This window comes from Micromonospora sp. NPDC047557, assembly GCF_043205095.1.
Taxonomy (GTDB): domain Bacteria; phylum Actinomycetota; class Actinomycetes; order Mycobacteriales; family Micromonosporaceae; genus Micromonospora.
The window spans coordinates 820,994-832,317 of sequence record NZ_JBIDDK010000001.1 but is presented as its reverse complement, the minus strand read 5'-3'; the positions used below and the strand labels follow the sequence as shown (position 1 = coordinate 832,317).

Here is an 11,324-nt window from a genome sequence, read left to right as displayed (position 1 = left end):
TCGCGGGCGGGGCCGTGCCGACCGGGCGCGGCCCCGCCCGCCACTTTGACCAGGGAGGATGGTTCTCGTGCCACGCGGAGAACTACGCATCTATCTGGGGGCCGCTCCCGGCGTCGGTAAGACGTACGCCATGTTGGAGGAGGCCCAGCGGCGGGCCGCGCGGGGCTCCGACGTGGTGATCGGCTTCGTGGAGACCCACGGCCGCCCGCACACCGCCGCGATGCTGGGCGACCTGGAGCAGGTGCCCCGCCGCGCGATGACCTACCGGGGCGCCGAGTTCACCGAGATGGACGTGGACGCCGTGCTGGCCCGCCGGCCGGAGATCGCGGTGGTCGACGAGCTGGCGCACACCAACGTTCCCGGTTCCCGGCACGGCAAGCGCTGGCAGGACGTCCAGGAGCTGCTCGACGCGGGGATCGACGTGCTGTCCACGGTCAACGTGCAGCACCTGGAATCGGTGAACGACGTCGTCGCGCAGATCACCGGCACCACCCAGCGGGAGACCGTGCCCGACGAGATCGTCCGCGCCGCCGAGCAGGTCGAACTGGTCGACATGACCCCGGAGGCGCTGCGCCGCCGGATGGCGCACGGCAACATCTACCGCCCCGACAAGATCGACGCCGCGCTCGGCAACTACTTCCGGGTTGGCAACCTCACCGCGCTGCGCGAGCTGGCGCTGCTCTGGCTGGCCGACAAGGTCGACGAGCAGCTCGACCGCTACCGCACCCAGCAGGGCATCGCCGCCACCTGGGAGGCCCGCGAACGCGTCGTGGTGGCGCTGACCGGCGGCCCGGAGGGCGAGACGCTGATCCGCCGGGCGGCCCGGGTCGCCGCCCGCAGCAAGGGCGCCGACCTGCTCGCCGTGCACGTGGCCCGCAGCGACGGCCTGGCCGGTGCCGATCCGGCCCAGTTGGCCCGCCAGCGGGTGCTCGTCGAGAGCCTCGGCGGCACGTACCACCAGGTGCTCGGCACCGACGTGCCGGCCGCCCTGCTCGACTTCGCCCAGGGCGTGAACGCCACCCAGCTGGTGCTCGGGGCCAGCCGGCGGGGCCGCCTCGCGCAGATCTTCGCCCGGGGCGTCGGGGTGACCACCACCGCGCTCTCCGGCTCGATCGACGTGCACCTGGTCACCCACAAGCAGGCCGGCAAGGGCCGTCGGGCGGCGGCCGTGCCGGCGGCGCTGTCCCGCCGCCGCCGGCTGCTCGGCTTCGGCCTGGCGGTGCTCGGCATGCCGCTGCTCACCCTGCTGCTCGAGGCCCTGCCCGACCTGACGCTTACCAACGACATCCTGCTGTCCCTCGCCGGGGTCGTCGGGGTCGCGCTGGTCGGCGGGGTGTGGCCGGCGCTGATCGCCGCGCTCGGTGGGTCGCTGCTGCTCAACTGGTTCTTCACCCCGCCGTACCGCACGCTGACCATCGCCGAGGCCGACAACCTGCTCGCCCTGGCCGTCTTCGTCGGTGTGGCGCTTGCCGTGAGCTGGATCGTCGACGTGGCCGCCCGGCGTACGCGCGAGGCCGCGCGGGCCGCCGCCGACGCGCAGACCCTCGCCGCCGTCGCCGGTGGCGTGCTGCGCGGTGAACGCCCCCTGCCCGCCCTGCTGGACCAGCTCCGGGAGACCTTCGGGCTGCGCGCGGTGAGCGTGCTGGAGCTGGCCGAGGAGGCCAGCGGCCGCCCCGACCGGTCCCGCGAGGAGCACGCCTGGTGCGTCGTCGCCAGCGTCGGCGACCAGCCCGCCTGCACGCCCGACGGCGGCGAGACGGCGGTACCCGTCGACGACCGGATCACCGTCGTGCTCAGCGGCCGGCGCCTGGAGGCCGCCGACCGGCGGATCGTCGAGGCGTTCGCCGCCCAGGCCGCCGTCGCGCTGCGCCAGGAACGGCTCGCCGAGGAGGCCGCCACCGCCCGGCCGCTCGCCGCCGCCGACCGGATGCGCACCGCGCTGCTCGCCGCGGTCAGCCACGACCTGCGTACGCCGCTGGCCTCTGCGAAGGCGGCCGTGACCAGCCTGCGCAGCCACGACATCGAGTTCGACGAGGCCGACCGCGAGGAACTGCTGGAGACCGCGGAGGAGTCGCTGGACCGGCTCGCCCGGCTGGTCGGCAACCTGCTGGACATGAGCCGCCTCCAGGCCGGCGTGCTCGGCATCTCCGCCACCGCGATCGGCCTGGAGGACGCCGTACCCCTGGCGTTGGACGAACTTGGCCCGGCGGCCGCGACGGTCGCCACGGACATCCCGGCCGACCTGCCCGCGGCCACCGCCGACCCGGGCCTGCTGGAACGGGTGCTTGTCAACGTCATCGCCAACGCGCTGCGCTACAGCCCGCCCGACCAGCCGCCCACCGTCACCGCGAGCGCGCACGCCGGCCAGGTGGAGCTGCGGGTCATCGACCGGGGGCCGGGCATCCCGGAGGACCAGTGGGAGCACGTCTTCCTGCCGTTCCAACGCCTCGGCGACCGGGACAACCAGACCGGCGTCGGTCTCGGGCTCGCCCTGTCCCGAGGGCTGGCCGAGGCGATGGGTGGCAGCATCACCCCCGAGACCACGCCCGGGGGTGGGCTCACCATGGTGCTGCGGCTGCCCGCCGCCGCGCAGACCAGCCCGGAGGAGCCGCAGGAATGACGCGCATCCTGGTCGTCGACGACGAACCGCAGATCCTGCGGGCGCTGCGGATCAACCTGCGCGCCCGCCGGTACGACGTGGACGTCGCCGCGACCGGGGCCGCCGCGTTAAAGGCCGCCGCCAGCCACCCGCCCGACCTCGTGGTCCTCGACCTCGGCCTGCCCGACATCGACGGCGTCGAGGTGATCCGGGGTCTGCGCGGCTGGACCGCCGTGCCGATCATCGTGCTCTCCGGCCGGGCCGGCAGTGAGGACAAGGTCGCCGCGCTCGACGCGGGCGCGGACGACTACGTCACCAAGCCGTTCGGGGTGGAGGAACTGCTGGCCCGCATCCGCGCGGTGACCCGGCGGCTCGGCGCGCCCAGCGAGGCCGTGCCGGCGCTGCGGATCGGCCGGCACACCGTCGACCTGGCCGACCACCGCGTGTGGCGCGACGACGACACCGAGGTCAAGCTGACCCCGACGCAGTGGAGCGTGCTGGAGAAGCTGCTGCGTCACCCCGGCAAACTGGTCAGCCAGCGCCAGCTCCTCCAGGACGTGTGGGGGCCGGAATACCAGAACGAGACCAACTACCTGCGGCAGTACCTGGCCCAGCTGCGACGCAAGCTGGAGGACGACCCCGCTCGGCCCCGCCACCTCATCACCGAGCCGGGGATGGGCTACCGCTACCGCCCCTGACCCCGTTGACACCCGCCGGCAGAGATTGAAGAATTTCGTTCGCAGCGGCAGCGGCGTGCTTCTGTAACCGTCCCCTTCACCGGTTACCCCCTTGGGAGCCCGCCGTGTCCCTGCCCCTGTCCCGTCGCCGGCTGCTGACCGCCGGCGGCGCCGGTCTCGTCCTGGCCGGTCTCACCGACCCGTTCCGTGCCGGCCCCGCCCGAGCCGCCGTCACCACCGCCGACCTGGTCGTCTACGGCGCCACCTCCGGTGGGCTGGCCGCAGCGATCACCATGCGCCGGCTCGGCCGCACCGCGGTGGTGGTGGAGCCCACCAGCCACGTCGGCGGACTGAGCACCGCCGGGCTGGGCGCCACCGACACCGGCGTCCAGGCGTCCATCGGCGGGCTGGCCGCCGAGTTCTACCGCCGGGTGTACGTGAAATACCACGGCGGAACCCTCACGCCGACCTCGCCGCTGCGGATGACCTTCGAACCGCACGTCGCCGCCGACGTCTTCGCCGACCTGCTGGCCGAGGCGGGCGTGCCGGTGATCATCAATGCCCGGCTGGCCGGCCTCGGCCGCAGTGGAAACCGGATCACCGAGCTGCGCACCGACGACGGGTCGATCTACCGGGGCGGGGTGTTCCTCGACGCCACGTACGAGGGTGACCTGCTGGCCCTGGCCGGGGTGAGCTTCACCGTCGGGCGCGAGTCCAACGACACGTACGGCGAGACGATCAACGGGGTGCAGTCCGGCAACACCCACCAGTTCGCCTACCCCGTCGACCCGTACGTGACGGCCGGCTCGCCCGCGAGCGGCCTGTTGCCGGGCGTCTCCGCCGCGCCGCTCGCCCCGCGGGGCAGCGGCGACGACCGAATCCAGGCGTACTGCTTCCGGATGTGCCTGACCCAGGCGGCCAACCGGATCCCGTTCGGCAAGCCGTCCGGCTACGACCCGATCCGGTACGAGCTGCTGCTACGCCACATCCAGGCCGGCTACGCCGGACCGTACTTCACCACACACTCGATCGGCGGCGGCAAGACCGACTCCAACAACAACGGCGCCGTGTCGACCGACAACATCGGCTTCAACTACGCGTACCCGACGGCGAGCTGGGCCGTGCGGGAGAGCATCATCGCCGAGCACCGCACCTACCAGCAGGGACTGATGTGGTTCCTGGCCAACGATCCCCGCCTGCCGGCCTCGGTACGCGACTCGACCGCGCGATGGGGACTACCGGCCGACGAGTTCACCGGCACCGGTGGCTGGCCGCCGCTGCTCTACATTCGGGAAGCCCGCCGGATGATCTCGGCGTACGTGATGACCGAGGCCGACTGCCGGGGCCGGGTGCGGGCCACCGACTCGGTGGGCCTGGCCAGTTACACGATGGACTCGCACAACTGTCAGCGGGTGGTCGTGGACGGGAAGGTGCGCAACGAGGGGGACGTGCAGATCGGCGTCCCCGCGCCGTACCCGGTGAGCTACCGCGCGATCGTGCCGCACCAGGCGCAGTGCGCCAACCTGCTGGTGCCGGTCTGTCTCTCCGCGAGTCACATCGCGTACGGCTCGATCCGGATGGAACCGGTGTTCATGATCCTCGGGCAGGCGGCGGCCACCGCGGCGTCCCTGGCCCTCACCGGCAACCTCGCCGTGCAGGCCGTCTCGGTGCCCGCCCTCCAGGCCCGGCTGCGCCAGGACGGCGCGGTGCTGGACTGGGGTACGCCCGGCGAGGTGATCCTGGACAACGCGGCGACCAGCGGGATCACCCGCGCCGGCACCTGGGTGCGCAGCGTCGACATCGGCGGCTACTACGGCGCGGACTACGAACACGACGGCAACACCGCCAAGGGCGTCAACCGGCTGCGGTTCCGCCCGACGCTGCCCACCTCCGGGTCGTGGACGGTGCAGCTGCGCTGGACCGGGCACCCGAACCGGGCGACGAACGTGCCGGTGGACATCGCGTACTCCGGTGGGGTGACCACTCGGACGGTCGACCAGCGGCAGTCCGGCGGCCAGTGGGTGCCGCTGGGGACATACCCGTTCACGGCGGGCAGCGACGGGAGTGTGCTCATCCGTACGGAGAACACCGACGGCTACGTGGTCGCCGACGCGGTGCGCTTCGTGCCGGCCTGAACGGAGGCCGGGACCGCCGGCGTCGCCTGGTTTCCGACGGACGCGTCGACGGGTGTCGCGCGGTCGCCGACGCTCGGATCGAGCGGCGGCGCCACCAACAGCGGGTCGACCTGGATCCGGTCGATGCCGAGCGGACGCAGCATCCCGCGCAGCGCCGACTCGCACAGCTCCTCCCAGGGCTGGTCGGCGCCCATGGCGGTCACCAGCAGATCCGCTCGGGTGAAGGCGATCCCCACCCGCTCACCCTGCGGAGTCCGCCCGGTGCGCACCGTTCCCACCAGTCGCCCTGGCAGCTCACGCACCGGAACGGCGTAGGTTATCGGGCCGTCGTCCATGGTCGGGGTGGTCCTTTCCCGTCGCGCCGGGCCGCCGGCGGTCATCGGCTGAGCTGTTCGAGGTCGCGGGCGAATCGGCGGATCGTCGCCGCCCGCGCCCACGCGGGGGCGGGCACCGCGACGACCGGCACGGCGGCACGTCGTACGCAGTACCGGGTCACGTGTCCGCGTGACCGGCCGAACCGGCCGCGGCCGGGGCTGCCGACGACGAGCAGGTCGGACTCCCGGTCCGCGTGGTCGACGAGCACCTGTCCGGCGTACCCCTGGGTGGTCACCAGTCGAACCGTGACGTCCCGAGGGATGCCGCCCATCGTCGCGTCGAAGACGCCGCGCAGGTAGACCAGGGCGGCCCGGTCACATTCGTCCTGCCAGCGCCAGGTCAGCGTGCCGGGCCGCCACGTGGGTGCGAAGACCCACGCGCGTACGGCGTCCACCTGCGCGCCCTCGCGGCGGGCGAGCTGGACGGCCCGACGCAGCGCCTGCATTCCGGCGAACGACCCGTCGACGCCGACGACGATCCGGTGGGCAACGGCGGGGCGGCTCATGCGGCGGGCACCGCCCACGCCGGGGCGGCGTCGTGCCGGTCGGCCGGCGCGGACAGGTCGAGCGCGCGGAGGATGTAGTTGGCCTCGGCCACCTCCACTCCGGCACGCAGGCGCAGGTCGGCCACGGCCCGGTGCAGCACGGTCATGCTCTCCGCGGAGAGCCGCACCACGGCGTCGACGTCGGCGGCGATCCACCAGGCGTCGACGGCACACGGCTCGTGCCGCAGGTACTCCACCAGGTGGCTGCCGGGCGCGGACGGGCCGAGCCGGACGCTGACCAGCGCCTCGTGCCGGCGTTCGGGCGCGCCCGGGCCCGGGGCCGGCTCGATCGGGTCGGTGTCGGGAGGCAGGTTCCCGCGTTCCCAGCGTGTCATCCGCCAAGGACTCATGGACCCATCGTCACCGCCCGTCGGCCGCCCAGCGCCCGTCGATACGCCGTTTCGACGGGCCAACGCCGATTCTTGACGCGCCGTTCACGGGGTGTCCCGGCCTGAAGCGCCGGCCCCCGCCTGGCGGACCGGTTTCGGGCACGCCGGCGTGGCGAGTAACGTGCCAAACGGACCAAGATCGGCGTACGAGGAGGCTCGGTGCAGACGACGACTGTGGACATCCCGACCGGCGATGGGATCGCGGACGCAAGCCTCACCCGCCCGGACGGGGACGGCCCGTTCCCGGCGGTGCTGCTGTTCATGGACGCCTTTGGGCCTCGGCCCCGCCTCGTGGAGATGGCCGAGCGGATCGCCGAACGCGGCTACCTGGTGCTGACGCCGCACCTGTTCTACCGGGCCGGCCGGGCGCCGCTGTTCGACCTGTCCCGACTGGGCGACGCGGACGCGCGGGGCGCGCTCTTCGAGAAGATCATGCCGCTGGTCGGCGCGTTGACCCCCGACGTGATCAGCCGGGACAGCGCCGCGTACCTCGACTTCCTGGCCGCCCGCGACGACGTTCGGCCGGGCCCGGTCGCGATCACCGGCTACTGCATGGGCGGCACCAACGCGCTGCGGGCCATCGAGGCGCACCCGGACCGGATCGCCGCGATGGCGAGCTTCCACGGCGGGCGGATCGTCACCGACGCGCCGGACAGCCCACACCTGGGCGTCGACTCGATCACCGGCGAGGTGTACTTCGGCCACGCCGACGCCGACCAGTCGATGACGCCCGAGCAGATCGCCACGCTGGAGAAGGCGCTCGACGCCGCCGGGGTGCGCTACCGCTCCGAGGTGTACGCGGGCGCGCACCACGGCTACACCATGGCCGACACCCCGGCGTACGACGAGCAGGCCACCGAGCGGCACTGGGCAGCCCTGTTCGACCTCTTGGGCCGCACCCTGCCGACGAGCTGACGGGCTCTGGCCGGCCCGGTCAGGGGCGCAGCAGCACCGGGCCGGCGTCGACGCGGGTGCGGAACAGCGCGTACGGCTTGCGTCGCAGGTCCTGGCCGCGCTGATACTGCGGCTGCCGGTGCAACTGGTTGGCGGTCACGTAGAGGTACCCGTCGGTGGCCACCGACATGGTGTCCGGCCAGAGCAGCCGCGGGTCGTGCACAAGCGTCTCGTACGCGCCGTCCGGCAGTCGACGCAGCACCGCGTTGTGCTCGTACGAGGTGAGGTAGAGCCGCCCCGTGTCGTCGCTCTCCAACCCGTCCGACGCGGTGCCCTTGTCGCCCTCGTCGACAACTGTCGCGGCGACCGCCTCCTGGGTGGCCGACGGGTCGGCCAGCGCCTCGGTGGAGACGCTGTGCAGGCGTCGGGACACCAGCGGGCAGTAGTACAGCCGGGTGCCGTCGGCCGAGATGGCGATGCCGTCGGAGCCCATGGCCACCGGCTTCGGCGGACCGTCGGCCGGGCGTTCCAGGAACGGCCGGCCCTCGACCACCGGGCGGAACGAGCTCAACGGGTCCGCCTTCGTGGACGGGTGGTCGTGCAGCCGCCGCCAGGAGGCCCCGCTGGCCAGGTCCACCACGATGATGCCGTTCGGCCCGGCGAACGCGGAGTCGGTGATGTAGGCGACCCCCGACTCGCCGCGCCGCAGGTCGAAGCGGACGTCGTTGAGGTACGTCGTCGGCAGCGCCACGTCCGCCGGAAAGGTGATCACCTGGGCGACGGTGTCGGTGTCCAGGTCGACCCGGACCAGCTTCGGGCCGCCCGGCTTGGTGGGCTGGAACATCGGGCTGCCGGTGTCCAGCACCCAGAGCCGGTCGGCCGGGTCCACCACGATGCTCTGCACCGACACGAACGCGCCCGCGTCGTCGTCGCCGGACGGGTCGTTCCACGCCTGGTCCGGGTAGGGCACCTCCCGGCCGTCGCGCACCTCGACGACGGTGGCCGGCACCTCGTCACCCCACTTCGGGAAGTTGACGAAGATCCGGCCCCGGTGCGAGACGCTCACCCCGGTCGGCATCGGGCCGGTGAACGTGTGCACCAGCTCCAGCTCGCCCAGCGGCTCGTCGCCGACCGGCCCGTTCATGACATCCACCCCACGGTGCTCATCGGCTCGCTCCCCACCGGTCGGCTGTTACCGCACTCGGGTGCGGTTCTTCCCGCCCGGGCGTCCGACATGCCTCCGATCAGCTCAGTGGTGCGCCGGCGCTCGCGGCGGGCAGACCGGGCACCGGCACGTCCACCGCGAGCAGGGCGCCGTCCTGCGGGCCCGCCGCGTCCAGCCCCACCCGGGCGGTGCCGATGAAGAGTCGCCGCAGGTCGGGGCCGCCCAGGCAGATGCCGGCCGGCTGCCTGGCCGGCAGCCGGATCTCCCGCTCCAGGGTGCCGTCGGGCCGGTAGCGGCGTACCGCGGAGCCGCCCCACAGCGCGATCCAGAGGTGGCCGGCCGCGTCGAGCGTCATGCCGTCCGGGCCGCCGTCGGCGGGGGACAGCCGCAGGAACGGCTCCCGGCCGTGCAGGGCACCGGTGGCGGGGTCGACGGTGAACCGGTCGATCTCGCCGCGGGGCGTGTCGGCCAGGTACATGGTGGTGCCGGCCGCGTCGAACGCCGGCCCGTTCGGGATGGTCAGCCCGGTCACCGCGGGGACCGGCGCGGCGCCCGGGGTGAGGCGGAACAACGTGCCACCGCCCGGCACCATCGCGTACGTCATGCTGCCGGCCCAGAAACGGCCGTGCGGATCGGCGACCGCGTCGTTCATCCGGGTCGGCTCGGGTGCGTCGTCGACCAGTTCAGCGACCGGTCGGGGATCGCCGGTGGCGGGCAGCAGGGTGACGCCGGTCCCGGCGGCGGCCAGCCATTCGCCCGGCCGGTCGACCACCGGGGCGACCGCGCCGAGCGGCACGTCGAGGCGGCGCAACTCCCGCAGCGGGGCCGGGGCGTCGCCGTCGGTCTCCAACAGGCGCCCGGCCAGCAGATCGACCAGGACCAGCCGGTCGTCGACCCAGCGCAGGCCCTCACCCAACTCCAGCCGGTCGGTGCTCCAGACGGTCGGCTCGGTCAGCTCCATGGTGCTCCTCCAAAAAGGATCGTCAGCGGACCGTACCGCCGGGGCCGTGGTCGAGTAGCGCCAACTCGGCCCGGTCGGGCAGGCCCTCCCAGTCGCCCCGGGTGGCGACCGCGAACGCGCCGGTGGTGACCGCCCGGTCCAGCCGGGTCGAGGCGTCCGCGCCGTCCAGCCAACCGGAGAGCAGGCCCGCCACGAAGGCGTCGCCCGCTCCGACGGTGTCCACCACCGGCACCGTCCGGGCCGGACGGTGGATCGTGCCGGCCGCGCGGTGGCTGGTCGCTCCGTCGCCGCCGTGCTTGACCACGACCTCGCTGACGCCGGCCGAGAGTAGCGCCGAGGCCGCGTCGGGCGCGTCGGTCAGCACGGCCAACTCGTCGTCGGAGGCGACCACCAGGTCGATCGAGGGCAGCAGCGGGCGCAGCGCCGCCGCGGCCTCGCTGACCGACCAGAGCCGGCTGCGATGGTTGACGTCCAGGCAGACCGTGCTGCCCGCCGCGCGAGCCCGGCGTACGGCCTCCACCACCGCCTGGTACGGCCCGGCGCCCAGCGCGCAGGTGATGCCGGTGACGTGCAGCAGCCGGGGCGGCGACCCGGGCGCGTCGAAGGCGCGGGTGACGTCGGCCGGGCCCAGCCGGGAGCCGGCCGAGCCGGCGCGGTGGTAGGTGACCCGGAAGATGTCGGCGACCCGGTTCTCGAAGAGGATCAGCCCGGTCGGCGCGGCCGGGTCGACCCGGGACCAGGTCAGGTCGACGCCCTCGGCGCGCAGCGTCCGGCGGATCAGCTCGCCCGGTTCGTCCGCGCCGGTGACACCGACCCAGGCGGCGTGGTGACCGAGCCGGGCCAGCCCGATGGCCACCGTCGACTCACTCCCGGCGACGGAGATCCCGGCGGTGCCGCCCAGCCGCAGCGGGCCGGTGGTGCGAAAGGCCGCCATCGTCTCGCCGAGCGTGAGCAGGTCGGTCATTGCCGTACCGCCGCGAGGAAGGCGGCGGCGCGCTCGCGCAGCGCCGCCGGGTCACCGCCGCGGACGGCGTCGCCGAGCAGTGGCGAGCCGACGCCGACCGCCACGGCTCCCCGGTCGAGGTAGCGTCGCGCGCCGTCCGCGTCGACCCCACCGACCGGCACGAACGCGGTGCCGGGGAACGGGTCGCGCAGCGCGCCCAGGTAGTCGGGCCCACCGAGGGACGCCGGGAAGAGCTTGACGGCGGTGGCGCCGGCGCTGCTGGCCTGCACCACCTCGGTGGGGGTGAGCGCCCCGGCGAGCACCGGCAGCCCGAGTCGGGCGGCCTCGGTGACGCTCGGCGCCAGCGCCGGGGTGACAAGGAAGCCAGCGCCGGCCTCGGCGGCCGCCCGGGCGTCCTCGGCGCTGAGCACGGTGCCGGCCCCCAGGGCGAAGTCGGGCCCGAGGGCGGCCCGGGCGCGCCGGATGATGCCGAGCGCGTCGGCGCTGGTCAGCGAGACCTCGACCAGGGCGACGCCGCTCTCGGCCAGGGTGAGCACGGCGGCCAGCGCCGCGGCCGGGTCCGGGCCGCGCACGATGGCCAGCAACCGGTGGGTACGCAGCTCCTCGAGCAGGTTCATCGCG

The 11,324-nt window shown here is 73.9% G+C and carries 11 protein-coding genes; 4 read left to right on the top strand and 7 right to left on the bottom strand.

Translation table 11 applies throughout. The annotated features are described in order from the left end of the window. Positions 1 to 67 precede the first annotated feature (67 nt). The 3 genes from ACGGAQ_RS03825 to ACGGAQ_RS03815 all read left to right on the top strand — a co-directional run bounded on the left by ACGGAQ_RS03825 (position 68) and on the right by ACGGAQ_RS03815 (position 5,411). Entirely contained in the window at positions 68 to 2,620 is a 2,553-nt protein-coding gene (locus tag ACGGAQ_RS03825) for a DUF4118 domain-containing protein (protein ID WP_393044327.1), read from the top strand. Further along, positions 2,617 to 3,297 (top strand): response regulator, encoded by a 681-nt coding sequence (locus ACGGAQ_RS03820; RefSeq protein WP_354855575.1) that lies wholly within the window; start codon positions 2,617 to 2,619, stop codon positions 3,295 to 3,297. Before ACGGAQ_RS03825 ends, ACGGAQ_RS03820 begins: the two co-directional genes overlap by 4 nt. A gap of 104 nt (positions 3,298 to 3,401) precedes the next feature. Beyond that, on the top strand, positions 3,402 to 5,411 hold the full coding sequence (locus tag ACGGAQ_RS03815; RefSeq protein ID WP_393044324.1) for an FAD-dependent oxidoreductase: 2,010 nt from the start codon (positions 3,402 to 3,404) through the stop codon (positions 5,409 to 5,411). Here ACGGAQ_RS03815 and ACGGAQ_RS03810 read toward each other — a convergent pair. The 3 genes from ACGGAQ_RS03810 to ACGGAQ_RS03800 form a co-directional block, all read right to left on the bottom strand. Then, positions 5,372 to 5,713 (bottom strand): SAV_915 family protein, encoded by a 342-nt coding sequence (locus ACGGAQ_RS03810; RefSeq protein WP_393044322.1) that lies wholly within the window; start codon positions 5,711 to 5,713, stop codon positions 5,372 to 5,374. The two genes, ACGGAQ_RS03815 and ACGGAQ_RS03810, sit on opposite strands and share 40 nt — an antisense overlap. A gap of 74 nt (positions 5,714 to 5,787) precedes the next feature. Next, a complete protein-coding gene (locus ACGGAQ_RS03805; RefSeq protein ID WP_393044320.1) occupies positions 5,788 to 6,291 on the bottom strand; it encodes a universal stress protein in 504 nt (167 codons plus the stop codon). After that, positions 6,288 to 6,680, bottom strand: coding sequence for a hypothetical protein (locus ACGGAQ_RS03800; RefSeq protein ID WP_393044318.1), 393 nt, complete (start codon positions 6,678 to 6,680; stop codon positions 6,288 to 6,290). The genes ACGGAQ_RS03805 and ACGGAQ_RS03800 overlap by 4 nt, the downstream gene beginning before the upstream one ends. A 198-nt stretch (positions 6,681 to 6,878) precedes the next feature. On the opposite strand from ACGGAQ_RS03800, the gene ACGGAQ_RS03795 reads away from it, so the two are divergent. After that, positions 6,879 to 7,634, top strand: a complete 756-nt coding sequence (locus ACGGAQ_RS03795; RefSeq protein ID WP_393044316.1) for a dienelactone hydrolase family protein — start codon at positions 6,879 to 6,881, stop codon at positions 7,632 to 7,634. 19 nt (positions 7,635 to 7,653) lie between these two features. Here ACGGAQ_RS03795 and ACGGAQ_RS03790 read toward each other — a convergent pair whose 3' ends face one another. The 4 genes from ACGGAQ_RS03790 to ACGGAQ_RS03775 all read right to left on the bottom strand — a co-directional run bounded on the left by ACGGAQ_RS03790 (position 7,654) and on the right by ACGGAQ_RS03775 (position 11,320). Then, positions 7,654 to 8,757, bottom strand: a complete 1,104-nt coding sequence (locus ACGGAQ_RS03790) for an L-dopachrome tautomerase-related protein (protein WP_393044314.1) — start codon at positions 8,755 to 8,757, stop codon at positions 7,654 to 7,656. 100 nt (positions 8,758 to 8,857) lie between these two features. After that, entirely contained in the window at positions 8,858 to 9,739 is an 882-nt protein-coding gene (locus ACGGAQ_RS03785) for an SMP-30/gluconolactonase/LRE family protein (RefSeq protein WP_393044312.1), read from the bottom strand. A gap of 22 nt (positions 9,740 to 9,761) precedes the next feature. Further along, the gene (locus tag ACGGAQ_RS03780) at positions 9,762 to 10,703 is read right to left on the bottom strand and encodes a sugar kinase (RefSeq protein ID WP_393044310.1); all 942 of its coding nucleotides are present in this window, start codon (positions 10,701 to 10,703) and stop codon (positions 9,762 to 9,764) included. Beyond that, entirely contained in the window at positions 10,700 to 11,320 is a 621-nt protein-coding gene (locus tag ACGGAQ_RS03775) for a bifunctional 4-hydroxy-2-oxoglutarate aldolase/2-dehydro-3-deoxy-phosphogluconate aldolase (protein WP_393044308.1), read from the bottom strand. The genes ACGGAQ_RS03780 and ACGGAQ_RS03775 overlap by 4 nt, the downstream gene beginning before the upstream one ends. Positions 11,321 to 11,324 lie beyond the last annotated feature (4 nt).